Origin of the sequence: Asticcacaulis aquaticus (assembly GCF_028550415.1) — a bacterium.
GTDB lineage: Bacteria > Pseudomonadota > Alphaproteobacteria > Caulobacterales > Caulobacteraceae > Asticcacaulis > Asticcacaulis aquaticus.
In genome coordinates, this window is sequence record NZ_JAQQKX010000002.1 from 110,827 (window position 1) to 136,969 (window position 26,143).

The following is a 26,143-nucleotide window of genomic DNA, read 5'->3' on the forward strand; positions in this document are numbered from 1 at the left end:
AAAATCCTCGCGCGAAGCGCCTTAAAGCCTTTCAGAATGCACATGAGTAAGGGCGCTTCGCGCGGTATATCTAACCTGCTTTTTAGTGCTTTTCGTGTTTTTCGTGGTCAAAATCTACTTCCTCGACCAGTAACGCTGCGTGATCCGAAAAGGGCTGCGGGATCACCTGCATGGCCAGCCGCCCCTCCAGCGAGGTCGAACACACACACAGATCCAGCAAATGTCGCCAGCGGTGGAAGCTGAAAGTCGTCGTATCCGTCGCATTGAGTAACATCAGATCGCCCCCATCCAGCAAGGGTGCCAGTTCCTCCAGTCCATTGAAGGTGTTGAAATCGGCCAGGATCATCACCTCGCCACCCGCCGCGTCGATCCACTCGCGCATCTGCTGGAACTGCTTCTCGCGTACCGGACGTTGCAGCGAAAAGTGCGTGAAAAACAGCGTCAGCCCTTCGCGCAACACAATGCGGTGTACCAGCCGTTTCGAGCCATCGCGAAAATAGAGATAGTCGAACGCAAACGGCTGTTTCGCGATGAAGGCGTTGCTCTTGCCATGATGGAACGGCAGGCGGGTCAGGTGGCTGTCGGGACCGTACTTCCCCTCGATATCGTAGACCGTGTAGTCCTGACACATCAGGGCCTGAACCTGATTGAAGCCGCCGGAATGGACCGACCCCTGATCCAGTTCGACGAGGCAGCACAGGTCCGGCGTTTCGCGGTCGATAATCTGGCGGAACTGCGCCAGCACGGCTTTCTGCGCCGCCGGTGACTGATAGACGTGGCGAAAGGCCTTGGTGACATGGTGATAGAGGCTGCCCGAAATCCCGGTGGCATAGCCCAGATTGGAAAACAGAATGCGCATCAGGCGGTCTCCATCGCGTCCGACGCCACCACGTCTCCCAACACAAGACAATGCTGACGGTCGGTCTCGAAATGCGATGCCAGGATCGCCACCACGCCGGGATCGCGCACCACCATATTGGCTTCACGATTGAGATGCAGGCTGAGAACATCGAAATTGCAGCTCCCGACCGTGCCCCAGTCGCCGTCAATCACCGCATATTTGGCGTGCAGGGTTGTGCCCTGATAGACCAGCACCTCGAAACCCAGCTTCAGCCATTTGAACTTCAACCGCTTCGTCATGAAATCGGCGGAACGCACATCGGTCTTGCCGGACAGCATGAGGTGGATCGACACGCCCCGGTCCTGCGCCGCCAGCAAGGCGTCGCGCAACCGTTTCGGCGGAAAAAAATAGGGCGTGGCGATGCGAATCGAATGACGCGCGCGCTCGACCGCCTGCAACAGCGACTCGTAGATCTGCCCGTAGCGATCTTCGGGGATCTGCACCGCATAGGACCGCGGCCCGGCAATCGCTTCGGGCGGCAGGTCGCGATCGGCCCACCCCCGCGTCAGCCGCGTCCACAGACGTTCGAAATCGGCCTCGGCGGCCTTGGAAATATCGGGCGTCAGCACCACCTGCGTATCGCGCCAGCCGCGCATATATTCGGCCAGCCCCATGCTGCCCAGAAGCGTCAAACGACCGTCGACGTGCAGGGTCTTGACGTGGGTGCGAGGGAACCATTTCCACGGGGTAAATATCTGCCAGAACCGCAGACCACCGAAGAAGATGACCTGCGCGCCCGCCTGTCGCAAGGCAGTGATAGCGTCAGACCCACGCAGGGTCCGACTGCCGAAAGCGTCGAGAATGACCCGAACCCGCACGCCTTCACGGGCCTTGCGCCCCAGAAGATCGAGAAAATCGCGGCCCATTTCGTCGTCGCGCACGATATATTGCTCGAAGTCGATGGACACCTTCGCTTCGGCGGTGGCGCGCGTCAGATTGTACCACGCCTCCTCGGCGCTGAGATGGAACTGCATGACTCGCAGCCTAACACGGCTCAAAATAAAAATCGCATATGACTGTGTGGGCGCCGGTACCACGCCGTTGCATTACAGGTTTTGTCAGTTGAACGGTCAGGACGGACGTCACACAACGCCGTTTTCAACGAAAGGTTCGCCATGAAAACCGCCGCGACGATCACCCTTCTGGCCCTTGGCCTGAGCACCCCTCTCATGGCCGCCGAAAGCACACTGAAGGCGCGCGAAGCCGAAGCCATCGCCTTGCATAAGAAAGATCAGGAACTGGCCTACAAGATCGAGGATGACTTCAAGCGCGGCGACAAGGCCACGGCCTGCGCCGGCCTCAGACAGAGCGTCGAGCAGCGCCGATGGATCGCTACGACCGTGGCCGGGATTCAGGCTGAACTGAAAAGCGGCAAGGCGTCGGCGGCCGATATCGCGGCCTTCCCGCAGATCGACGAAAACGTCGAAGCCACGGCGCTGAACCTCAAACACGTTGAACAGGACCTCGCTTCGAAGTGCGGTTAAGCACGCGGCTCCAAACCGTGGAACCGCCGCACGACGTCGGCGTCCAGCTTCGATATGGCGCACTTCTGTCCCACCTTGCGACAGCGTTCAGCCCGTTGTGAAAACTGCGGCAGACAGGTTTTGAGCGCTGCCTTACCCTTGTCCGACAGGCTGAAAATACGCGCCCAGCGCGGGTCTTCGCGATGGCGCGGGGCCTGATTGGCCAGGTAGTGCATCAGGGAACACGGGTCGTAATCGGAGGCGTATTTTACCCGTGCGACGGCCGGGAAAGATAGTCTGACATCCCGGCAAACTGCTGTACCGACACCGCAGGTTTTCAGTAAATCGCGTAGAAACGGCTCGATCGTCAGATAGGTGTCACGGTCGGGCCTCTGGTGTTCGTGCATAAGGCCCAGCACGTGCCCGATTTCGTGCAGCACGGCACCGTAGGGCACACCGCGTTCAATGGTGACGCGATTACCCAGCGGCAAATGTCCGATGGTCGCCGTGGTCGCGTCACCGTCGCGGATCACCAGCGTGTCCAACCGGTTGCGGGGATCATAGATAAAACGCACGCCCGACGCCCGGTGCCAGTCGTCCATCGCCTGACAGGCCAGCCGCGCCTGTGCGCCTTTGGGCCAACGGTCCCAGCCGGTGCAATCTCGCCCTTTGGCCCCGGCGCGCGCCAGCAACGGCGCCTCGATACGGTAAGGCACCACGCCGTCTTTCCACGGCTGCGCCCAATCGGGCACGGCGGCGGCCTGCGCCGCACCGGCCCACAGCATCATGACCGCAAAAATAAGGTATTTCACGCCTTCCCCTCGCCCGAATTGCCGCCTACCTTACGCGCAATTATGACATTTCAAAGGTTTCCCATGCGCGCCCTTCTTACCGCCGCCCTCGTCCTCGTCGCCGCCCCCGTCTTCGCGCAGGACGCCGCACCCAAGACCGAAAAGCCCGTGTGCCCGACAACGCCCGCCATGACCGGAGAATTCGCCCACTGGATGCACGCTGGTCCAGTGACGGCCACGGTTGATGCCAAAGGCGCACCGCTGCTGAAAGTCGGCACCCCGCTCAAAGTCACCCTGCTCGATTCGACGCGCGTCACCTATAAGCGCGCGCGCGCCACACAGCCGACGACCCCGGTCTATTCCGGCACCCTGTCGCTGAAAATCGACACAGCGGGGCAGTACGGCATCGCCGCCGGGGCCGGGGTGTGGATCGACGTCGAAAAAGACGGCAAGACCCTGTCGTCCAACAAGCACGGTCACGGCCCGGATTGCTCGGGCGTGCGCAAGATCGTCGAGTTTGCGCTGGAGCCCGGCACCTATACGGTGCATCTGGTCGATAACAAGGAACCGACGATCACCGTGATGGCGGTGTCCAGATAACAGGTGTCTAAACACCTGAAAATCTTTGCCTTCCTTCCCTTGCGGTAACGGAAAATACTTTCCGTTCACGTCAATTTTACACTGGCCAAACGCTTAATCCGGGCTATGCTGTTCCCAAGGAAACGATACAGTTTCCACCCAGAGACAGGGCAGCGGAGACCCACCATGAACCTGATGGCCATGGCCAAGCGCGAGTTCATTTTCCTCAAGCGTCTATTGCGCCTGCTCAAGCGCGTGAAGACGGTCGATCCGGCCTCGTCCAATCTCGTTTGCGACGATTTCGAAGCCGTCGTCGACCGTTTCAAGGACCAGCCGGCCCTTCTGTTCGAAGGCAAGACCCTGACCTATGGCGAACTGGACGGCATGGCCAACCGCTTCGCCCACTGGGCGCGGGCGCGTGGCCTGAAAACGGGCGATACGGTCGCGCTGCTCATGCCCAACCGGCCGGAATATATCGCCATCTGGCTGGGCCTGAACAAGCTGGGCGTCGTCACCGCCCTGATCAATAATTCCCTGACCGGGTCCGGCCTGGCCCACTGCATCAATATCTCCGGTGCCAGCCTGACCGTGGTGGATACCTCTACTCAGGTGGCGTTTACCGACATCGAAGCGACCCTGTCGCGCCATCAGGGCCTGTGGATTCTCGACCTGCCCAAGGAAGAGGAAACCAACACCCGCCATTCGCTCAGCCACGCCCTCAAGGGGCAGAGCAGCGTCCGCCCGGATCACGCCCATCGCGCCCATCTCAAGGCGCACGACCCGGCCATGTATATCTATACGTCGGGCACGACGGGCCTACCCAAGGCCGCCAAGATCACCAATGCCCGCGCCCAGTTGTATATGAAGGCCTTCGCCGGACTGACCCATATGAAGCCCGGCGAGCGGCTTTATAACACCCTACCGCTGTACCATTCGACCGGCGGCCTGTGCGGTACGGGCGCGGCTCTGCTCAACGGCGCGTCGATGGTCATCAAGCGCAAGTTCTCGGCCTCGGCCTTCTGGCACGACGTGCGCACGCTCGACTGCACCCATATCGTCTATATCGGCGAGTTGTGCCGCTATCTGATCAATTCGCCGCCGTCGCCCGATCCGACGGATGAGATGAAGCACCGGATCAAGATGGCGTTCGGCAACGGCATGCGGCCCGAGGTCTGGGACGAATTCAAGAAACGCTTCAACGTGCCGATCATCGTCGAGTTCTACGGCTCGACCGAAGGCAATGTGTCGCTGTTCAACCTCGACGGCCATTCCGGCGCCATTGGCCGCGCCCCGGCATACCTGCGCAGTTCGTTCAATATCCGGCTGGTCAAATTCGACATCGAATCCGAACTGCCCGAACGCCGCGCCAATGGCCTGTGCATCGAGTGCAAACCGGGCGAGATCGGCGAGGCCATCGGCGCCATCGGCACCGATGCCCGCCATGCCTATACCGGCTATGCCGACAAGGCAGCCTCGGAAAAGAAGATCCTGCACGACGTCTTCAAGCCCGGCGACGCCTGGTTCCGTACCGGCGACCTGATGAAGATGGACAAGGACGGCTATATCTATTTCGTCGACCGTATCGGGGACACCTTCCGCTTCAAGGGCGAAAACGTCTCAACGTCCGAGGTATCGGAATGCTGCGCCCGCGCGCAGGGCGTCGATGAAGCGATCGTCTATGGCGTGCCCGTGCCGCACTACGACGGTAAGGCCGGGATGGTGTCGCTGATCGTCGATGACAGCTTCTCCATCGAAGCCTTCGGCCACCACGTCTACACCAATCTACCGGTCTATGCCCGGCCGCGTTTCGTGCGCCTGCTCCAGCACGTCGAGACGACGGGCACGTTCAAATACAAGAAGATGGATCTGGTCATCGCCGGTTTCGACCCGGCTAAAACCGACGACCCGCTCTATGTGATGAAGATGGACGCCACCGACTACACGCCGATGACCGAGGCCTGCATGCAGCTTATCGAAAGCGGCCAATACCGTATGTAGCTTAGAGGGAAGCGAGGCCCATCAGCATCACGCCCGCGCCGCCGACAAGACCCGTAAATGCGGTCGCAATGTGCCAACCCAGCGCGTAAAGGAAATCCAGACGCCCTTCCGCCCAATCTACCGGCGGCTCGTCATTGAACAGGGCCGCGATACCGAACGGCCTTACGGCCCCACGACTGACAGCACGCCAGACCTGAAACGCAGAATAAAGCCCCGCCGGAAAAACCAGCGTTGCCAGAAAAATATACAGCATCATCCCCCGCATTGTGAAAACGGCACCGGGAGAAACGCCCGATGCCGCTCAGTCTAATTATTAATCCCGGCGCAGCAGCAGCCCGACCACAAGGCCCGCCGCGGCGGCGATGGCCAGAGAGGCCCCCGGATGACGACGGATCTGGCGACGGACGATCTTGGTCTTGTCCTGAGCTTCGTCGCGGGCGTCTTCCAGCAGGTCCTGCAGCCGGTCGATCGTCCCGTTGATCTTTTCACGCGTGGAATCCGAGACGTGCAGCTTGTCTTCGAGGAATTCCAGCGCGTCGGCCAGCGAGCGGGTCTTCTTTTCCGTCACCTCGGCAGCGGTATCGAGAGCGGCTTTTACATTGTCGGGCATGGGGACCTCCTGTTGGACAACGACTTCAATATAGCGTCTGCCGTATAAATTTTCACCCCTCTATCATTACAAATCAACCTTACAGCCTTTGTAAATTGTGGCAAACGCCCCTGACGCGTACCCCTGAGACGCACTCAGGGAACGATGTTATGGACATTATGAAAGCGCTTGTGGCCGCCGCTTCGCTGCTGGCCCTGATGCCTGTCGCGGCACACGCGGCATGGGGGGCGGCGGACGACGAAGCTAACCGTCAGCGCATGATGAACTCGATGCGTCAGCAGCAGGCCGACAACGACCGCCGGTCGTTCGAACGCCAGCAGCAACAGCAGCAGAGCATGTACAACAAGAATCTGGAGCGTCCGGCCGGTGGAGGGTCGTCCTATTCAGGTAGTTCGTCGTCGGGCGGGGCGTTCAATTCCTATCAACGCGAAGACCCCGTCGATACCGGCCCCCAAAGCGTGGTCAAATCCTACCGCTTCGTCATCTACGTCAAGGAAACCGAGGCCCAGACCATCGCCCGCCTTGAGAAAGAAGCGGCCGCCGGGAATATGCTGTCGCAGTTCAATCTGGGGCGCGTCTACTACACCGGCTATGCGACGGCGCGCGACGATGCGAAGGCGCGCAAATGGTTCGGGGCCGCCGCCAGACAGGGCCACGTCCCTTCGGCGGCCCAGTACGGCATGATGAACATGAACGCTCAGGGCGGGCCCGCCGACCGCGCCGAGGGCATGAAATATCTCAAATTAGCATCCGACAAAGGCGATACCTACGCCATGTCGCTCTATGGTTTCTTCCTGCTGGACGAGCGCAAGTTCGAGGAAGGCCTGCGGATGCCGGACGCCGTGGCCCTGCTGACCAAGGCCGCCGACGGCGGTGAAGTCATCGCTCAGGCGGCGCTGGGGCGCTTCGTCTATTATCTGGGCGTCGGCGCGCCGCTGAACGCCGATCTGGCGGTCAAGTACCTGACGCTGGCGGCTGACAATGGCGATCCGGGTTCGATGGACGATCTCGGCGAACTCTATATGGGCGGGTCGAACGGCCTCGTCAAACAGGACACCAAGGAAGGCCTGCGCCTGATCAAGGCCTCGGCCGATGGCGGCTTTGCCCGCGCCCAGTACCTCTACGGCCTGATGCTGTTGCAGGGCAAACTGCTGCCGCTCGATGCCCCGACCGGGCTCAGCTACGTCAAAAAGGCCGCCGAAAACGGTCATGCCGACGGGCAGTACATCTATGCCGACTGCCTCTATTTCGGCACGGGCACAGCCAAGAACGTCGTGGAATCGGCCCGCTGGTACGGCAAGGCCGCCGCCCAGGGCCACAAGGAGTCGATCGAGATCATGAAAGAACCCGAAATGATCGAGGCCGCCAAAAAGCTATCTTAACGTCAACAAAGGAACGACCTATGAAACTGCTTAGTATCGCCGCTGCCGTCGCCGCCCTGCTCGTCCTGCCTGCCGTGGCCTCCGCCGCCGATGGCTACGTCACCTGTCAGGCGCATCAGGCCGACAAGAACCGCGTCCTCTACACCGTCGCCTTCCCGGCCAACAAGGCCGATACCGACGCCCTGTGGACCAAGTTTGTCGCCAAGCTGGCCGACAGCGGCTACACCAAGAGCATGTATTCGACCGAGGCCTCGCCGGTGACCGGCATCTGCAACTGGGAAAAGACCGCCGCCGAGGCCAATACCAAGACCGAGAATTTCAAGGCGGCCTTCGTGGCCAAGGGCGCCAACACCATGGGCGTTTCGGGCTTTCCGGAATAGGTGAACATTATCCTGTAAAAAAGCCCCGCTGTCGCCAGCGGGGCTTTTCTTGTTCCACCTTCAGGCAGGTTTAGTACTTCACGCGCAGGGTCACACCATAGGTGCGCGGCTGGCCCATGAAGGCATCGTAGGTGTTGGTATCGGTCGCCGCATTATAGTAGGTGCCCGGGTTCGAGCCGCCCGTCTGAACGGTCGTCGTGTTGGCGAAGCCCGTGCCTTGCAGCGGGGCATTGATAACGACCTGCTTGTAGGTCTCATCCGTCAGGTTCTGCGCCCAGAATTCCAGCATCCACTTCTGATCCGACGCACCGATACCGATACGGCCATTGAGCAGGGTATAGCTGTCCTGCATCTTGTACGGGATCAGATCCGAGCCGGTATTGTATTCCGACGAATACTTGGCCGACAGGTTGCCGCTGAGGCGCAGGTTGGACGCCACATTACCCGACCAGGTGACCGCCAGCGTGCTGGTCCATTTAGGCGCGAACGACATCTGCGAGCCCGGGAGCAGCGATAGCTGCGGGAAACGGGCCGGGTTCGACAGGTCCGAAGCCGTGAAGGTGCCGTACTTGGTGTCGGCGTAGGCGACGCCGCCCTGCACCGACAGACCCCGGATCGGCGTCGTCCAGTAGATATCGGCATCGACGCCCTTCGATTTCAGCTCGGGGATCGACTCGACCACGAAAGCCGTACCGAGGAAGGTATTGAGCTGGAAGTCCTTATAGGCCTGATCGAAGGCGGTGATGTTGAACAGCAGCTTGTTGCTGAACAGCGAGGTCTTCAGGCCGACTTCGTAGGAATCGACCGTCTCAGGCTTGAAATACAGGTTCGTGTCGGGTGTGATGCCGGTCTGGGCGCGGTCGAGGTTGTAACCGCCGCCCTTGTACCCGCGTGCGAACGAGCCATAGGCCATGACGTTTTCGTTGAAGCGGTAGGCGCCTTTCAGCGTGCCCGACCATTCCTTCTCCTCGACATCGTTGGCGACCCGGCGGTTATTGAAGGCGGCATTACCCCAGAAGGTACACATATTGCCGACCACCGTCGGGCGCGAGGCCGCCGGGATCGAGGCCCACAGGCCGACCGGCGTATTGCCCAGAATGCCCGAGCGCGAAATCGCCGATGCACAGCCGACGCCCGAATCCGAGTTGGAATAGACCGCCGTCATCTCCTTCTTTTCCTGCGTGTAGCGCAGGCCCAGTGTGACTTCGAAGGCGTCGGTGAACTTGTAGCTGTTGTTGGTGAACAGGGCCAGCGATCGCGACTGTTGCGTGTAGTGATCGAGCGCGCCCTCACCCGGCGTATAGGAGGTGCCGACCGCGCGGCCGGTCAGCAGGGACACCATCGGCAGCGAGGTCGATTGCCCCAGCGCCTGAGCCAGCAGAATCGACAGGTAGGTTTCGTACTGCGTCCCGTACACATAAGAATCCGTGCGGGTCAGGTCTTCGTCCGTAAAGAAGGCCCCAACCAGCCAGTTCAGCTTGTCATTGCCGCCGGCCAGTCGCAGTTCCTGCGAGAAGGTGTCGAACTGGGCGCGGAAGTCGCCATTATCGCGGCGATAGAGGATGTCGGCGCCGGAATAGTCGATGTCCTGACCGTTGGTGTTCTTCCATTTACGCACGCCGGTGACCGAGGTCAGGGTCGAATCGAGCCAGTCGAGCTTGAGATTGGCTTCGACCGAAATGCCGCCGTCGGTGATCTGCTGGGTCGTGTCGCGGTTGGCGTAGGCCAGACGCTTTTCCGGGTCTGCGGTCGTCGCGACGCCATTATTGGCGGTCAGCGAATTGATGATGGCGCCGGTCGGACCGGTACGCGTCTGCACGGTGGCGCAGCAATATTCATCACGCTTGGTATAGTCGGCGATGACGCGGATCTTGTGCGCGCCCGGCGTGAACAGCAACTGACCGCGCACGGTGTAGAAGTCCTGCGTCGCGTCTTCCTTGACACCACGCGGACCGATGCCGGTATTGACGTCGTAATAGCCACCGCGTTCACGGCTGGCCACGTAGAGGCGGCCCGCCACAAGGTCTTCGGCCAGAGGACCGGTCACGGAGGCCGACACGCCCTTACCGTCATAGTTCGAAACGCTGACCTCACCATCGGCCATGAAAGCAAACTTCGGCTCCTGGGTAATAATATTGATCACGCCCGCCGAAGTGTTTTTGCCGAACAGGGTGCCCTGCGGCCCTTTCAGGACTTCAATGCGGCCGATTTCACCGAGGTCGCCGAAACCGACGCCGTTGCGCGGACGGTAAACGCCGTCGATGACCACGCCGACCGAAGATTCCATGCCGGGGTTGTCGCCGACCGTACCGACGCCGCGGATACGGGCCGTAGTCAGGGTTTCGTTCTGCGTCGAGGTAACCGTCAGGCCGGGGGTCAGGACCTGCATGTCCTTGATGTCGCGCACGCCTGCGTCCTGAAGCAGCTTGGCCGACAAGGTGGTGACGACGATCGGCACATCCTGCAGCGACTGCTCGCGCTTCTGGGCGGTGACGGTGATGGTCGTAACGGGCTCGTCCTGAGCCTGAGCGTCTTGCGCATAGGCCGGGGTCAGCAGGGTAAATCCGAGGACCATGCCGGAGCAGGTGGCCATCAGGGTTTTATTAAAAAACGATGTGGTTTTTTGATTGTTCAGAGCGCGCATGCGTTTCCCCTAAGGTAACTTTTGTCGTCTCATAACCCACGTAAAGATTACGAAGGGTTAATAAGCGATACCTGTTCTCACCTGTTGTGCTTTAATTCTATTACGTAAGTCTGACCGCGGTCGATTACTTAAAGGCGATCATATGGCACATTCTTTAGCAAAGACAATTTGAAAAACATCTCGCAATTGCACATGAAACGGGCGCGAATCCTTGTGAAAACAGGCTTACGCGGCGTTAGCAACGGCAAGGCGCGTCTGGAAAAGCCAAGGAAATATTGACGGTTACGCAAACGTCAACTTATGCGCCGCGCCCGCGAAAGGACTATTGCGCCTGCACATCCCGACAGTAACGATCCCGTAATTACACCGAGCTTTATGGCATTTTGGGCACTTTCCGCATGGTCAGCAAAGGCCAGAGCCCCCAGAAACAGGCTCATGGTGAAGCCAATGCCGCACAGGAGACTCACTCCGTAAAGCTGCACGAAGTTGCCGCCTTCCGGTATGCGCGCCAGTCCGGATTTGATGGACAGCCATGCGATGCCGAACACGCCCAGTTGCTTGCCGAGGAAGAGGCCCAGCGCTACGCCGAGCATTTTCGGATCGAGTAAAGACGCGAACGACATACCGCTGAACGAAAAACCGGACGCCACGAAGGCAAAGAACGGCACGATGCCATAAGCCACCGGCGTATGCAGGTCGTGCATGATCGATTTCAGCAGGCTTTCTTCACCGCGTGCCGGCGCATCGAGGGTCACCATGAACGCGGCGGCCACCGCCGACAGCGAGGTGGATAGTCCGGCCTTCAAACTCAGGGCCCAGATCGCGATGAAGAGGACCGTATAAAGGCTTTTCAGGCCGCGCGGATACTTACGCAGGGCAAATTTCGCCAGCCCCATGGACAGCAGAAGTCCCATGATCCATACCAGCAGGCCGAACTTGAACCCCGTCGAATAAAACATACCGATCACCATCACAGCGCCGAGATCGTCGACAATGGCCAGCGTCAGCAGGAATACGCGCAGGGCATCGGGCAGTCCCTTGCCCACCACGGCAAACACCGCCAGCGCGAAGGCGATATCGGTGGCCATCGGTATAGACCAGCCCCGCAGATCCCCTCCGGGCAAGGCACCGTTAATCGCCACATAGACCAGCGCCGGCACGGCCATACCGCCGATAGCCCCCAGCACCGGCAAGGCCAGTTTGCGCGGGTTCGACAATTCGCCACGGAAAATTTCGTATTTGATTTCAAGCCCGACGACAAAGAAGAAGACCGCCATCAGGCCTTCCTTCGTCCATTTGAGGATCGACTTGTCCTCGGCCCAGCCGCCGACCATCACCGGCACATGATGATTGATGAAGTCGAAATAGATCGCCGCCCAGGGTGAATTGGCCCAGACGACCGCGATCAGCGCCGCCAGCCCCAGAACGAACCCTGCCCCGGCTTCGGTCTTCAGAAAATCGAGGGTGAATTTCATGGGAACTCCAAATCAAAATTGAATCGACAACTTATGCGAAGCGTAGCAAACCCCTACACCCTTCCCAAGCGAAACCGGACGCCATGCCCCCGAAATCGACCTATCGCCCTGATCCGCGCATGGAAACCTCCGGCCTGCCACTGTTCGACCGCGTGGCGGCCGCAGATTTTCCGCAGACGATCCTGCGCTACCGCAATGATCGCGCGGCGGCGAGTATCGGACTGGACATGAGCGACACTGAATGGATCGCGCATTTCGGGCGGTTTCAACCCCTGCCCGATAACCTTCCGGAGCCTCTGGCCCTGCGTTATCACGGCCATCAGTTTCGCCATTACAATCCCGATCTCGGCGATGGACGCGGCTTCCTCTTCGCCCAGATGCGTGATGGTGCGGATCGTCTCCTCGACCTCGGCACCAAGGGCTCGGGTCAAACGCCGTGGTCACGCGGTGGCGATGGACGGCTGACGCTCAAAGGCGGGGTGCGCGAAGTCCTGGCCACCGCCTATCTGGAGGCCCTCGGCGTCAATACCTCGAAGAGCTTTTCCCTGATCGAAACCGGCGAAGACCTGCGCCGTCACGACGAGCCGTCGCCGACACGCTCGGCGGTGCTGGTGCGTCTGTCGCACAGCCATATCCGTTTCGGGACCTTCGAGCGACTGGCCTATGTTAACGACCGGCTGGCTTTGGGTAATCTGACTCGTTATGTGGCGGAACTCTATTACCCGGAACTTGCACGGCTCGAAGGCCCTGACCTGACCCACGCCCTGTTCGATGCGGTCCTGACCAAGACGGCGCAACTGACGGCGCAGTGGATGTGCGCGGGGTTTGTCCACGGTGTGCTTAATACCGACAATATGAGCCTGACCGGCGAAAGCTTCGATTATGGACCCTACCGCGTCCTGCCGCATTACGAGCCCGGACTGGTGGCTGCCTATTTCGACGAAGGCGGGCTTTACGCCTATGCGCGGCAACCGGACGCGGTGTTCTGGAACCTGCACCAGTTGGCCCGTTGCCTGAGCCTGATCGGCGACAGCGCGCCGCTGATCGATAGCCTGAACGCCTTTACCGACCGCTATCAGACGGCGATGGCCGAAACCTTCTGCCGCCGGTTGAATATCGTCTCACAAGGGCTGGAGGCCGATACGGCATTGCTCGCCGCCGGGTTTAAGGTGTTGGAGACGCTCAAGCCGCAACCGCGCAGTTTCGAGGGCTTTTTCTTCGATTGGTTCGGAGGCGTAATGTCGGAAGGCCGCGCCTTGTCCGGTCCACGCGCCGAGGCCTATACGACCGATGCAGGACTGATGTGGCGTGAACGGTTGAAGGGCTACACGACTGCCGATCCCGACCGGCTCGATCATCCGTTCTTCACGCGCCCCGATCCGGCCACCCTGCTCTATGACGAGATCGAAGCCTTATGGGCACCGATTGCAGACCGGGATGACTGGTCGCTGTTCGAGGCGAAACTGGCTGAGATCGATGATTACAGGACGGCGTTGGCGCTTAACCCGTAAGCATATCGGCGTTCACCAATCGGGCGCTGTGCAGGATGCGGCTGACCCTCAGTTCCACCCCAGCCAGACGGTAGAAGATAGAATAGTTACCATAAGGTGCACGTCTGAACTCACCCAAACCTTCGATTTGAGCATAGCCGCGTGGCCGATCGCCTAAACCCAGACAGAAACTCTTAAGCTCAAGCGCAAAACGAACCGCTTGCACCGGGCTATCCTGTGCGATGAAATCCGCGACGTCTTCAAGATCAGCCAAGGCTTGGCGCGTTATGAAAACCATCATGCCGCAGCGTCGTCCTTGAGCATGGCCTGGTATTTGGCGATCAACTTATCGAAGGCTTCTTCGGCAGGCACGTAACCGCTCGCCTCGCCCTCATCGATCAGGGTTTTCAATTCGGCGATCTTCTGCTCGCGCTGCTGTTGCTTGTATTTCCAATCGCGCAGGGCTTCGCGGACGACTTCGGAGACTGATGCGTATTCACCGCCGTCCACCGCCTGACGGATCGTGGCGGCCATATCGGCGGTCAGAGCAATGCTGACCTTTTCGACGCGGGGCTTATCATCGGGCATGGCACGTCTCCAGTAGGAAATGGTAGTAATTTATACCACCGATCACAACACCGAACAATTGGTGATCTGGCTGAACGCCTCCAGAGCCGCGAAACCAACCACCGACGTGCCGAAACGATCCAGTTCCGGCGACCAGACGGCGATTGTCGCCTGACCGGGGATGACCGCGACGATGCCGCCGCCGACACCGCTTTTCGCAGGCAGCCCGACGCGATAGGCGAACGACCCCACCGAATCGTACAAGCCGCAGGTCAGCATCAGCGCATTGAGCCGCCGCGCCAGTCGTTCAGGGAACACCGTCTCCTCGACCACCGGCGAAAACCCGCCCGCCGCCAGAGGCAGGGCTGCACGCGCCAGATCGCGGCAGGAAATGGTGATCGCGCATTGGCGGCAATAGGCGGCAATGACCGCCTCGACGTCGTGCGTGATCGTGCCCGCGCCCTTCATCAGATTGGCGATGGCGCGGTTCTTATGCGCGGTCTCGACTTCAGATGCCGCCACGTCTTCGTCGATGGTCAGGGACGATTGCGCCAGAAAGCCCATATAGTCGCGCACCAGCGCATCGGAGCGCTTTGCCACCCGCATCAGCATATCGGTGACGGCCAGCGCCCCGGCATTGATAAACGGATTACGTGGCAAGCCCCCTTCGTGCTCCAACTGCGACAGGAAGTTGAACGGCGTCCCCGATGGCTCCTTGCCGACGCGGGTCCAAACCTCATCGCCGATACGGTTGAGCGCGATGCCCAGCGCGAACAGCTTGGTTACCGACTGCGCCGAAAAGGGCTCGTCAGCGTCGCCCACGACGTATTCGGCACCGGACACCATCTTGACCGCCATGCCGAACTTGCGCGGATCGACGCGTTGCAGTTCGGGGATATAGTCGGCGGGGCGGCCCTTGCCGAAATGCGGCTGCACGGTCTTTTCGACCTGCGACAGGACCTCTGCGATGGACAGTTCGTGTTTCATAGCACCTCTATACCCCCTCTCCCCGCAAGCGGGGAGAGGGCTGGGGTGAGGGGCCACTTTCTTTGTGCGACTCGCTCCTCATCCGGCCTTATCAGGCCACCTTCTCCCCGTAAACGGGGAGAAGGGAATTACGACGAGGCGCTCTCGCTGTCGAGGCTTTCGGCAAAGGCCAGGGCATCGACGACCAGCCGCGCGATATCGGCGACGATCGCGTTGCGGGCCTTGTCGTCCAGCGTCCCGCCGGTCGTATAGATGGCGAGGAAGATCGGTGCCGTTTCACCCGCCGGCCAGATCACCGCCACGTCGTTGACGGCACCATTAGCCCCGCGCCCGGTCTTGTGCCCCAAGGTCCAACCCTGCGGCAAACCAGCGGGGATCATGTTCGGCCCCGTCGTCGTCGCCTTCATCCAGTCGGTCAGCATCGACAGGCTTTTCGGCGTCAGCACATTGCCGGTAAACACTGTGCGCAGCAAACCGCTCATGGCGTCGGGCGTCGTTGTATCGCGCGCGTCGCCTTCGACATTGCTATTGAGTTCCGGCTCGGTGCGATCCAGCCGCGTCACTGTATCGCCCAGGCTTTGCACAAAGGCGGTCAACCCTGCCGGACCGCCGATCAGCGGCAGCAGCAGATTGGCCGCCGTATTGTCGGATACGGCCACCGTCGCCGCACAGAGATCACCGATCGTCATGCGGCCCTCGTCGAGGTGGATCGTGGTGACCGGCGCGTGATCGACAATATCGGCCTTTGAGTATTTGACCTCTTGCGCAACGGTCAGCTTGCCCTCATCGACAGATTTGAGGATCGCCGCGGCCAGCACCCACTTGAAGGTCGAGCACATGGCGAAACGTTCCGTCGAATTGATATTCAGGCTGCCGTCGGCGGCCGTGTCACCCACCATCCGCGTCGAGCTGGTCAGGGTCGACACCCCGATCCGGCCGCCGTGACGCGCCTGAATCTCCATCAGCCTCTTGCCGAGGTCGATCACGCGATTGACCTTTTCCGAACATCCGGTCAGGGCGAGCGCACCCGCCCCGGCCAATATCCCCCGCCGCGTCAGCATCTATTTCGCCTTCGTGTTTTCGTTCAGCCAGTCGAACACGGTGTTGTGCCACTTGAGCGAATTTTGCGGCTTGAGCACCCAGTGGTTCTCATCCGGGAAGCGCAGGAACTTCGATTTGACGCCGTTCATTTGCAGCGCGGTGAAGGTGCCGATCCCCTGTTCCGGGATGACGCGGAAGTCCTGATCCGAGTGGATGACCAGCATCGGCACCGACCAGTCCTTCGAATGGAGCGCCGGATTGAACTTGTCGTAGTTTTCCGGCTTTTCGTACACCGTACCGCCGTTTTCCCATTCCGAGAACCACAGCTCTTCGGTCGCGTAGCCCATCGAGCGGTTGTCGAACAGGCCGTCGTGGTTGACCAGGCACTTCCACGGTTCTTTCCACTGCGACGCGATCCAGTTGATCATGAAACCGCCATAGGACGCCCCCAACGCACAGGCGCGGTCCTTGTCGAGGAAATTGTACTTCGACAGGGCGAAGGCATAGCCCTTTTGCAGGTCTTCCAGCGGGCGGTCGCCCCAGTGCTGACTGATGGCGTCGGTGAAGCCCTGCCCGTAGCCGGTCGAACCATGGAAGTCGATCATGATCACCGCGTAACCGGCCCCGGCATAGGTTTCCGGGTTCCAGCGGTACGACCACGACTCGCCGAACGAACCCTGCGGCCCGCCATGGATCAGGAAGGCGATGGGATACTTTTGGCCTTCGACGTAATTGGCGGGTTTGAGGATATAGCCATGCACCGTCTCGTCGTTCCAGCCCTTGAACGAAAACTGCTCGAAGGCCCCGAAAGCGCGATTGCCGATCACCGCATCATTGATGGTGGTCAGCTTGGTCGCGCCATCGTCTATGAGTTTGGCCTTGGGCTGGGACACAAACAGTTGCGACGGGGTATCGAGGCTGCTCTTCATGAAGACGAAGCCGGTTTTCAGCGGCGCGAAGGCGTCCATATGCCCGCCCTTCGACAGCGGCGTGACCTTGTTTGTCGCGATATCGACCTGAAACAGCGGCGTCTTGCCGACGTCACCGGCAACGACATAGAGCGACTTGCCGTCAGCGGCCCATTTCAGGCTGTCGGCCGAGCGGTCCCAGTCGGCGGCAATCTGCTTCGTCTCACCGGTGGCCAGATTGCGCAGGAATATCTCGAATTGATCGGCCTCGAAACCTGCGCGCTTCATGGCGCGATAGGCCAGCCACTTGCCGTCAGGCGAGACTTCGGCCCCCGTGTCCCACGCCGTATTGGCCTCGGTCAGGTTGGTCTGAACCGTGGGGTTGGCGATATCGACCTTGTAGATGTCGAAATTGGTCGAGCGCGGCTCGTCCTTACCGGCGATGCGCACCGAATAATAGACGCTCTTGCCGTCGGGCGAGAAGCTGTATTCGCTCTCATCACCAAAGGGCTTGGACGGCACATCGCCATCGACTCCGGCGGTCAGCGATACGGCCTCACCCCCGGCCAGTGGAACGTAGAACAGGTGGTTTTGCGTCCCATCGGCCCAGGTGTCCCAGTGGCGGACGAACAGGCGATCATAGACAACGCCGGTCGACTTCTCGGCCTTCTTCGCCTCGGCGACTTTCAGCGTGCAGGCGATTTCATCGGTCTCGCAGGTCTCGGCGATAGCCAGCGCCACGACGACGCCCTTGCCGTCCGGCGACAGCTTGTAGGCCCCGACATCGAGCGCCAGTTTCGTGACCTGAACAGCCTCGGAGTCCTTCGTGTCGGTCTTCCACACCTGCATTGAGCCCGAGCGCGCCGAAAGGAAATAGAGCGCGCCATCGGCCCCCCACTGCGGCGACAGGGCCCCACCCTTCGAGGCCACCGTCAGGGGCTTCGAGGTTTTCGTCTTTAGGTCTGTCAGCCACAGACCGTTGACGCCCTTGCTCTTTTCCGCATTGAGCACGCGGACCTGAAACGCCGCGAAGCTCTCCGTCTTATCCACCGCAAGGCCTGATATGCGGTCGAGCGAGATCAGGTCTTCGTAGGTGAAGGGTTTTTTATCCTGAGCCTGAACGGGCAGACCGGTGAAAAGAACAGCCGTCCCTAGGGCGACAGAGGCGAGCAAACGGTGTTTCATGACGGGCACCCGATAGTTGCAACAGAAAGTGTGTCCGTTTTAGACGCCTGTTTCGGAATCCTGTCGAGTCTGTGCCCGCCCTGAGAAGATTAAAAAATGTTAATATACGGGCGCGCGCTCCGAAGGCCGCATCCCCGACGGTCCCGGCTCACCGACGGCGGGCGGTACGATATCGGGCGTCGCCGGCACCTTAGGCGATCGGATGAGGTACTTTTTCAACGGCGTGTTCAAACGCGTCAAACCGTCGATGACCAAGGCCGCATTGAACGCCGCACCGGCCCAGTTCGGGTGGACGTCTTCTTTCGGGGGAAAGAAGTCCGCCGTTACCTTTGCCTGCCCGATGACGTCATACCTGTCTGCAATCATGCCATTAAGCGGAATGAACAGCGCCTTTTCCTGTTCGGCGGCCTGCTGCGCCCACAAGGCATAATCCGTATCGTTGCGGTTGACCTTGTCGCCGGTCCAGCGGTTGCGCGGGATCAGCGATACGACGATCGGCACCGCCCCCTTCGCACGCACCTGCCGGATATATTCGCGCATATACCAGCCGTAGCTGTGGACCCCCTCGATCACCTTGCCCGCCTTGTCGGTCAGCGGTCCCGTCTCATCGCCATTGCCTTTCAGCGAGCCCTTGCTGTCATTATGCCCGAAAGCCATCATGACGTAGTCGCCGGGCCGGATCATCGGCACGACTTTCGCCCACAGATCCGGCGAGGTCTGGAAACTGCGCGACGAGGTGCCGCCCATGGCGTCATTGACGACATGCAGGCGCGACGTGTCGAAATAGTACTTCATCATGCGCCCCCAGCCGAATTGCCCGCCGGTCGCGCCATTGTCCTCACGCCCGTTGCGGACGGTGGAGTCGCCGATCAGAAACAAGGCGGGCTTGTCCTTCACCTCGGCCCAAGATGACGAGGCGATGACGGTGGTGGCTGCGGTCAATTGCAGCAGGCGGCGGCGAACGAAAGATGACATGGGTTTCCCTCAAATATTTATTGGTTTTGAGAGTGAAACGCCGGTCTCCGCCACAATCCGGCGATAAGCGGTAAATATTAGTGCTTTTTTATTTGCGAGCCGTTCTTATAGAGCCATTGTTTCGCCGCCTGACGTCGCGGCGGGGGTTTGCGGTATTTTTTGACAGGATTTTCGACCTTGCGCCTGGTGTTTCCAGCCTTTCTGGCCTTGACGTGGCTGACCGGCGAAGCGGCGGCGCAAACCGTGCCGCAACCGGTTCAGGATGCTCCTCCCGTCGATGAAACCCCGATCATCACCGATGAGGATTTCGAAAAGGCGCTGCCGTCCCTGACCGCGCCGAAACCCGTCCCGAAACCCGAAACGGATCAGGCGAAAGCCGGAGAAAAACTGCCTGACAAAACCACGGCTGAAAAAACGGAAGCTGAAAAGGAAACGCCACCCCCAACGCCTCCATTGTCGGCGCAGGTCGGCGGTCTCGAAGTCCTCGAATTGCCCGATTTCCCGCCCCTGACCGATCCGGAACTGAAGACCGATCTGGCGCCGCTGGAAAGTTTCAACCCCGATGCCGCCCCCGTCGGCGAGGCCATCGCCAACAACGATTCCGAAGTCCCGCCGCCCATCGCCTACGAATTGCACGTCGACGGTCTGGCGGCTCTGGGTCTTGAGGGCCGCTTCAAGGATCTCAGTGCGCTCGCCAGCGGCAAGGGCAAGGCCGACAACGCCGCCATGTTGCGTGCGCGCCTGACCGAAGACGAGCAAACCGCGCTCAAGCTACTGAAATCCGAAGGCTATTACGACGCCGTGGTCATAGCCCGCGTCGAAAATGCCGACATGGCCTCCAGTCAACCCCTCGGGCCTCAATCTGAAAATACCGCGCCGAAAAATGACGCCAATACGCCGCAACGCCGCCTGTCGGTGCTGGTCAACGCCAATGCCGGTGAGGCCTACAAGCTGTCCTCGGTCAAGGTCGTCGCCGATCCGACCGAGCCGCCCGATCTGGTGCGCAACGCCCTGCCGCTCAGCCCCGGCGACGTCATCGCCGCCGACCTTATCAAGTCGGCCGAGGCGAATGTGGCGCTGATTCTGCCTCAGGAAGGCTATCCCTTCGCTGAACTGGGGCTGCGCGACATTCTGATCGATCCGCAGACGCGAACCGGCGACTATACCTTGCCCGTCAAGACCGGACCGCGCGCCCGCTTTGGCGCCATCGTCAACGACACCAGCGGCGGGCGTCAGGCCTTCGGCCCCGACCACGTCCAGATTCTGTCGCGCTTCGAGACGGGCGACCTGTACGACAGTCGTGAGGTCGACGACCTGCGTCAGGCCATGACCGCCACCGGCCTGTTTACCTCGGTCGGCGTCGAACCGGTCCTCACCGATCGCAAGAACGCCGACGGCACGGCGGTGGTCGATCTCAAGGTAACGCAGAACGCCGGGCGGCCGCGGACCATCGCCGGCGATCTCGGCTTCTCCACCGGTCAGGGGGCACGCGCCGAAATCAACTGGACGCACCGCAATTTCCGTCCGCCCGAAGGCGCGCTGATCGCCAGTATCATCGTCGGCACGCAGGAGCAGGGCCTGAGCGGCACCTTCCGCCGCTCGAACGCCAAACGCCGCGACCGCACCTTCCAGTACGGCGCCTCCTTCAACCATCAGGCTTACGATTCCTACGAAGCCCAGACCGTCTCCCTGTCGACCAGCGTCTCGCGCGTCTCGACACCGCTGTGGCAAAAGCTGTGGACCTGGTCCTACGGGGCCGAGCTTCTGGCCACCCGCGAAACCGGTTTTTCCAAGACGCGCGGCGTCGATGTGCAGGACGACTATTTCTATGCCTCCCTGCCGCTCAAGCTGAATTACGACCGCACCGACAATCTGCTCAACCCGGCAAAAGGCTGGCGCGCGGGGGTGCAATCGACGCCGACCGTGACGCTCAACGGCCAGGGCGGCTATTTCGTCTCCAATATCGGCGACGTATCGTGGTATCGGCAGGTCTCGACCAAGTGGGTCGTCGCCGCGCGCGGACGCGTCGGCTCGATCTACGGCGCGGATACCGGCGTCATCGCCCCCTCGCGCAGACTCTATGCCGGCGGTGGCGGGTCGGTGCGCGGCTTCGGCTATCAGGAACTGGGCCCGCGTGACGCCAATAACAACCCGTTCGGTGGTCGCAGCGTCGTCGAAATGGCCGTCGAGGCGCGCTACCGCTTCGGCAATTTCGGCGTCGTGCCGTTTATCGACGCCGGGCAGGTCTACGACAAGGAATTCCCGGAATTCACCAATATCCGTTTCGGCGTGGGTATCGGCGCGCGCTACTACACCAATTTCGGCCCGGTGCGCATCGACATCGCCACCCCGATCAGCCGCCGCGACGGTGAATCGCCCGTCTCCCTCTATGTCGGTATCGGGCAGGCCTTCTGATGAGCAAACCGCCGAAAAAAACCTCAGATACGCCCGTTGAAACGCCGGAGATTGTGCCGCAGGACCATGCGCAAACCGAAACGGAGGATTTACCGCCGCCGGAACGTAAGACCCCGGAAAAGAAGCTGTTTCCCGTCAAAAAAGCCCTGTTGTGGACCGGTGGCGTATTGGGCGGCCTTGTCGTGCTGGCCGGTCTGACCGTCGCGGGACTGGACAGCGATCCCGGCAAGCGCTTTATCGTGTCTCAGATCGTCGGATTGAAGCCCGATAACGGGCTGAAAATCGGCATTGGTCGTATCGAAGGCTCGATCTATGGCGACATGACGATACACGACCTGACCGTCGCCGACCCGCAGGGCGTCTTCCTCAAAAGCCCGGCGGTGCGCCTGAACTGGAAGCCCTTCGCTCTCCTCAACAAGCACGTCGATGTGCGCGAACTGTCGTCGCCGCGCGTCGAGATGCTGCGCATGCCCGCGTTCAAGCCGACAGCCCCCACCGGCCCGTCCGAACCGTTCAAGCTACCCGACATCAGGATCAACGCCGAAAAAGTCGATTTCAAATCGATCTATTTGGCCGAACCGGTCACCGGTCAGGCCCAGACCCTGACGCTCACCGGCACGGCGCATATGCTCAAGGGTCGCGCCACCATCGATGCGCGCCTCAATGGCGATAAGGACGACCGCGCCGAGCTGAAACTCGACGCCCAGCCCGACGCCAATAAACTCAGCCTGTCGGGCATGGTCAATGCACCGCAAAAGGGGGCGATTGTCGGCCTGATCGGGCTCGATGCGCCATTGAACGCCACCCTGAGCGGCCAGGGCGACTGGAAGAACTGGACCGGCAAATTGGTCGGCACCACCGGCGAAGCCCAACTGACAGACCTGACCCTCACCGCGCGTGACGGTCTGTTCGGTATCAAAGGCACCGCGCGGCCTCAGGCCCTGATCCCGTCCACCGCCGACCTGTTCGCGCCGGCCGTCAGCATCGACCTCTCGACCACCTTCAAGGACCGCGTCGCCGACGGCACGCTCGCCCTCGCCTCCGATGCCCTGTCATTGGGCGCGAAAGGCCGCATCGATCTGGCCAAGGGCGAATTCGGCGAACTGAGCTTACGCGCCGACCTGTATAAGCCCGCCTCAGTGGCCAAGGGCCTGACCGGCAACGACGTGTCGGCGGATGTCTTGCTCGACGGACCGTTCAAGCGCCCGCTGATCGATTACAAGCTCAATGCCAAAACCATCGGCTTCAACGACGTGGTCGTGCATCAGCTCAAGGCCGAGGGTCGTTCGCGCCTCGACGGCGATCACATCCTGATCCCGGTCAAGGCGTCGGCGAAACACATCACCGGCCTCGATGCCGCGGCGGAGTCGCTGGTCAGCAATATTACGATCAATGGCGATCTGGCGTGGTCGGACGGCATGATCCTGTCGGACAATCTGAAAATCCGCTCGGACAAGATCAACGGTACCGCGATCATTCTGGCCCAGCCCAGCGAAGGCCGCTACGAAGGCGCGCTGAAAGGCAAGGTCAATCAGTATCTTGTCCCCGGCCTCGGCATCTTCAACCTGACCATCGACGCCGACCTCAAGCAACTAAACGTCGGCGGTTTCGGCATCGTCGGCAAGGTCGATGGCGAAAGCGTACGCCTCGACAATGGTGGGCTGCGCGACTTTATGGGGGGCAATTTCAAGTTCTCCGGTGGCATGAACACCACCGGCAGCGGCGACATCGTCCTGCAACGCCTGAACGTCACAGGACCCGATTTCCGCGTCACCTCGGCCAGCGGGCGCTACGCCAAAAATGGTACGCTGAATTTCAAGCTAACCGCCGAGTCCAAAAAATACGGCCCCCTCGCCGCCGATGTCGGCGGCACCATCAAGGCCCCCACGGCCACCCTGCGCGCCGCCAGCCCGGGCCTGGGCCTCGACCTGCAAAACGTCGTGGCGCGCCTGTCCACGACCGAAGCGGGTTACGTCATCAAGGCCGAAGGCGGCTCGAAATACGGCCCGCTGCTGGGCGATGTGGTCGTGCGCAAGGGCGACGGGCCCCTGACCATCGATATCAACACGGCTCAGGCCGCCGGCATCACCGCCAAGGGCACGGTCGTGCAATCCGACGCCGGTCCGTTCACCGGCACGATCTCGCTCACCGGTCAAGGGATCAACGGCACGGCGCGGCTGCAAGGCTTCGGCGCGACCCAAGGCGCTCAGATTTCCGCCCGCGCCAATAATTTCGTCGTCCCCGGCGTCGCCGATGTCCGCATCGGGCGAGCCATCATCGAGGCTACGGCCAAGCTGGAAGACCAGCCCACCATTCAGGGCGACATCCAGATCGCCGACCTGCGCTACGGCGGCAACTGGGTCCAAAAAGCCCGCGCGAAGGTCAACCTGACCGGGATGCGCGGCACGGTGCAGATGATCGCCAATGGCGACGCCGGCACCTCGTTCAACCTCGCCGCCAATGCCGAGGTCGCGCCGGACAATATTATCTTGGCGCTCAGTGGCCGCAGCGGTGCCGTGCCCTTCGCGCTCGAAGCCCCCGCTCGTGTCATCAAACAAGGCGAGGACTGGGTGCTGGCCCCCGCCGTGCTTTTGACCGCGCAGGGTAAGGTCAATCTGGCCGGGCGCTTCGGCAAGGTCATCCGGGCGCAGGCGCAGTTCACGCGCTTCGACCTCTCGATCCTCAACATCATCAATCCGGACCTCGGCATCAACGGCGCAGTCTCGGGCGGCCTGGACTACACCCAGCGGGGAGACGCCTTCCCCGAAGCGAAGATGCAGCTTGAGTTCGACAATATCACGCGTTCGACCATCGCCCGCGTCTCGACCCCGATCGACATCCAGATGGAAGGCACGCTGGGGTCGAACAACACCTCGGCGCGCGGGGTGATCCGTCAACAGGGTCTGGTTATCGGGCGCTACGACTTCCGCCTCGATCCGCAAGGTGGCGGGTCCTGGACCACGCAACTGATGAACGGCACGGTGCGCGGCGGCCTGCGCTATAACGGCCCCTCCAGCGCCCTGTTCTCGCTGGCCGGTCTTGCCGATCAGCAGATGACCGGCAATGTGGCCCTGGCCGCCGACGTGTCGGGCAGCCTCGGCTCGCCGCGCCTCAATGGTCTGGTCAAGGGCACCGGCCTGACCTACGAGCACCTGACCTTCGGCACCCGCATCCGCGATATCGCGCTGGAAGGCCGTTTCTCCAACGACCGGCTGGAGTTGCAGAAATTCGACGGTCGCGCGGGGTCCGGTACGGTGTCGGCGACCGGCTTCGTCGGTCTGTCGGCGGACGACAAGTTTCCGATGAAGCTTAATGCCAAACTCGACAATGCCCGTCTGGCGGCGTCGGACGCGGTGTCCTCGACCGTTTCCGGCACCATCGACGTCACCAACGACGCCCAGAGCGGCCCGTGGATCAGGGGCGACCTGCGCCTGCCCGAACTGCGCTACGCCGTGGTGTTTCAGGGGGCCTCCAAGGTCAACGAGCTTGAGGGTGTCCGCATCAAGGGCGTCGAGCTCAAGCCGCGGCAATCCGGCAATGCCGCACCGTCCCTGTGGAACCTCGACATCAAGGTCGCAGCGCAGAACCAGATATTCGTCACCGGCATGGGCCTTGAGTCCGAATGGAGCCTGAACCTTGCCGTGACCGGCTCCACGCAAAATCCGCGCGTGCTCGGTCGCCTTAACGCGTTGCGCGGCACCTACGCCTTCTCGGGCCGCGAATTCGACATCGACAAGGGCCAGATTCTCTTCGACGGCGGCAGCCTGACCAATCCGGAAATCGAGCTGACCGCCTCGACCGTCGTCGAGGACATCACCGGCACGATCAATGTGACCGGTCGCGCGCAGAACCCGCAGATCGCCTTTGGCTCCTCGCCGTCCCTGCCGCAGGACGAAGTCCTGTCGCGCATCCTGTTCGGGGAAAACGTCGCCAACCTGTCGGCCACTCAGGCGCTGCAACTGGCCGGATCGCTTCAGGCGCTCCAGGGCGGCGGCAACGGTCTCAACCCGCTGGGCAAGCTGCGTTCGGTGACCGGGATCGACCGCCTGCGCGTTCTGGGGGCCGATGCGACCGCCGGACGCGGCACGGCGCTGGCGGCGGGGCAGTACCTGACCAACGACATCTATGTCGAGATCGTCACCGACACCAAGGGCTTCACGGCGACCCAGATCGAGATCGCCCTGTCGCGCACCCTGTCGATCCTGACCCAAACCGGAACGACCAGCGGCACCAGTGTCAACCTCAGATATTCAAGGGACTACTAAGGCGAGCAAAAAAGGGTTGTTAACCATAGGGCTTACCCAAATATTCACCCTTCCCCTATAGATTGAGGCGATTGAATATCAGTTGTG

At 61.1% G+C, this 26,143-nt stretch carries 21 protein-coding genes; 8 read left to right on the top strand and 13 right to left on the bottom strand.

Annotated elements, in window-relative coordinates; translation table 11 throughout:
* Nucleotides 1–82: 82 nt before the first annotated feature.
* Both PQU92_RS03615 and PQU92_RS03620 read right to left on the bottom strand, forming a co-directional pair.
* Complete coding sequence (locus PQU92_RS03615) at nt 83–859, bottom strand: endonuclease/exonuclease/phosphatase family protein (RefSeq protein WP_272746840.1); 777 nt, start codon at nt 857–859, stop codon at nt 83–85.
* The gene (locus PQU92_RS03620) at nt 859–1,875 is read right to left on the bottom strand and encodes a phospholipase D-like domain-containing protein (RefSeq protein WP_272746841.1); all 1,017 of its coding nucleotides are present in this window, start codon (nt 1,873–1,875) and stop codon (nt 859–861) included. The genes PQU92_RS03615 and PQU92_RS03620 overlap by 1 nt, the downstream gene beginning before the upstream one ends.
* A gap of 141 nt (nt 1,876–2,016) precedes the next feature.
* Here PQU92_RS03620 and PQU92_RS03625 point away from each other — a divergent pair, with 141 nt between their 5' ends.
* Entirely contained in the window at nt 2,017–2,385 is a 369-nt protein-coding gene (locus tag PQU92_RS03625) for a hypothetical protein (RefSeq protein WP_272746842.1), read from the top strand.
* On the opposite strand, the gene PQU92_RS03630 is transcribed toward PQU92_RS03625, so the two are convergent.
* Nucleotides 2,382–3,176, bottom strand: coding sequence for a M12 family metallopeptidase (locus PQU92_RS03630; protein WP_272746843.1), 795 nt, complete (start codon nt 3,174–3,176; stop codon nt 2,382–2,384). The genes PQU92_RS03625 and PQU92_RS03630 overlap by 4 nt on opposite strands.
* Before the next feature lie 63 nt (nt 3,177–3,239).
* Here PQU92_RS03630 and PQU92_RS03635 point away from each other — a divergent pair, with 63 nt between their 5' ends.
* Together PQU92_RS03635 and PQU92_RS03640 are read left to right on the top strand one after the other, a co-directional pair.
* Complete coding sequence (locus tag PQU92_RS03635) at nt 3,240–3,755, top strand: hypothetical protein (protein WP_272746844.1); 516 nt, start codon at nt 3,240–3,242, stop codon at nt 3,753–3,755.
* A gap of 165 nt (nt 3,756–3,920) precedes the next feature.
* Nucleotides 3,921–5,732: a long-chain-acyl-CoA synthetase gene (locus tag PQU92_RS03640; RefSeq protein ID WP_272746845.1), complete on the top strand. Its 1,812-nt coding sequence runs from the start codon at nt 3,921–3,923 to the stop codon at nt 5,730–5,732.
* A gap of 1 nt (nt 5,733) precedes the next feature.
* Here the strand turns inward: PQU92_RS03640 and PQU92_RS03645 are convergent, their stop codons facing one another.
* A complete protein-coding gene (locus PQU92_RS03645; protein ID WP_272746846.1) occupies nt 5,734–5,988 on the bottom strand; it encodes a hypothetical protein in 255 nt (84 codons plus the stop codon).
* Nucleotides 5,989–6,045: 57 nt separating this feature from the next.
* Entirely contained in the window at nt 6,046–6,342 is a 297-nt protein-coding gene (locus tag PQU92_RS03650) for a hypothetical protein (protein ID WP_272746847.1), read from the bottom strand.
* 149 nt (nt 6,343–6,491) lie between these two features.
* Here PQU92_RS03650 and PQU92_RS03655 point away from each other — a divergent pair, with 149 nt between their 5' ends.
* The gene (locus PQU92_RS03655; protein ID WP_272746848.1) at nt 6,492–7,724 is read left to right on the top strand and encodes a tetratricopeptide repeat protein; all 1,233 of its coding nucleotides are present in this window, start codon (nt 6,492–6,494) and stop codon (nt 7,722–7,724) included.
* A gap of 20 nt (nt 7,725–7,744) precedes the next feature.
* Entirely contained in the window at nt 7,745–8,104 is a 360-nt protein-coding gene (locus PQU92_RS03660; protein ID WP_272746849.1) for a hypothetical protein, read from the top strand.
* A 70-nt stretch (nt 8,105–8,174) separates the two neighbouring features.
* On the opposite strand, the gene PQU92_RS03665 is transcribed toward PQU92_RS03660, so the two are convergent.
* Together PQU92_RS03665 and nhaA are read right to left on the bottom strand one after the other, a co-directional pair.
* Nucleotides 8,175–10,697 carry a TonB-dependent receptor gene (locus tag PQU92_RS03665; protein WP_272746850.1) on the bottom strand — a complete coding sequence of 841 codons (2,523 nt, stop codon included), beginning with the start codon at nt 10,695–10,697 and terminating at the stop codon, nt 8,175–8,177.
* Between the two features lie 344 nt (nt 10,698–11,041).
* The gene (nhaA, locus tag PQU92_RS03670; protein WP_272746851.1) at nt 11,042–12,223 is read right to left on the bottom strand and encodes a Na+/H+ antiporter NhaA; all 1,182 of its coding nucleotides are present in this window, start codon (nt 12,221–12,223) and stop codon (nt 11,042–11,044) included.
* Nucleotides 12,224–12,306: 83 nt separating this feature from the next.
* Here nhaA and PQU92_RS03675 point away from each other — a divergent pair, with 83 nt between their 5' ends.
* Complete coding sequence (locus PQU92_RS03675; RefSeq protein ID WP_272746852.1) at nt 12,307–13,734, top strand: protein adenylyltransferase SelO family protein; 1,428 nt, start codon at nt 12,307–12,309, stop codon at nt 13,732–13,734.
* On the opposite strand, the gene PQU92_RS03680 is transcribed toward PQU92_RS03675, so the two are convergent.
* The 6 genes from PQU92_RS03680 to PQU92_RS03705 form a co-directional block, all read right to left on the bottom strand.
* Complete coding sequence (locus tag PQU92_RS03680) at nt 13,724–14,014, bottom strand: type II toxin-antitoxin system RelE/ParE family toxin (protein ID WP_272746853.1); 291 nt, start codon at nt 14,012–14,014, stop codon at nt 13,724–13,726. The genes PQU92_RS03675 and PQU92_RS03680 overlap by 11 nt on opposite strands.
* On the bottom strand, nt 14,011–14,301 hold the full coding sequence (locus PQU92_RS03685; protein WP_272746854.1) for a type II toxin-antitoxin system ParD family antitoxin: 291 nt from the start codon (nt 14,299–14,301) through the stop codon (nt 14,011–14,013). Before PQU92_RS03685 ends, PQU92_RS03680 begins: the two co-directional genes overlap by 4 nt.
* Before the next feature lie 42 nt (nt 14,302–14,343).
* Nucleotides 14,344–15,267, bottom strand: coding sequence for a glutaminase (locus tag PQU92_RS03690; RefSeq protein ID WP_272746855.1), 924 nt, complete (start codon nt 15,265–15,267; stop codon nt 14,344–14,346).
* A 128-nt stretch (nt 15,268–15,395) separates the two neighbouring features.
* Nucleotides 15,396–16,328 carry a class A beta-lactamase gene (gene bla, locus PQU92_RS03695; RefSeq protein WP_272746856.1) on the bottom strand — a complete coding sequence of 311 codons (933 nt, stop codon included), beginning with the start codon at nt 16,326–16,328 and terminating at the stop codon, nt 15,396–15,398.
* A complete protein-coding gene (locus tag PQU92_RS03700; RefSeq protein ID WP_272746857.1) occupies nt 16,329–18,401 on the bottom strand; it encodes a S9 family peptidase in 2,073 nt (690 codons plus the stop codon).
* Nucleotides 18,402–18,500: 99 nt separating this feature from the next.
* Complete coding sequence (locus PQU92_RS03705) at nt 18,501–19,376, bottom strand: rhamnogalacturonan acetylesterase (protein WP_272746858.1); 876 nt, start codon at nt 19,374–19,376, stop codon at nt 18,501–18,503.
* Between the two features lie 186 nt (nt 19,377–19,562).
* Between PQU92_RS03705 and PQU92_RS03710 the strand changes: the two genes are divergently transcribed.
* Both PQU92_RS03710 and PQU92_RS03715 read left to right on the top strand, forming a co-directional pair.
* A complete protein-coding gene (locus tag PQU92_RS03710; protein ID WP_272747069.1) occupies nt 19,563–21,791 on the top strand; it encodes an autotransporter assembly complex protein TamA in 2,229 nt (742 codons plus the stop codon).
* Nucleotides 21,791–26,056 carry a translocation/assembly module TamB domain-containing protein gene (locus tag PQU92_RS03715; protein ID WP_272746859.1) on the top strand — a complete coding sequence of 1,422 codons (4,266 nt, stop codon included), beginning with the start codon at nt 21,791–21,793 and terminating at the stop codon, nt 26,054–26,056. The genes PQU92_RS03710 and PQU92_RS03715 overlap by 1 nt, the downstream gene beginning before the upstream one ends.
* Nucleotides 26,057–26,143: the final 87 nt, after the last annotated feature.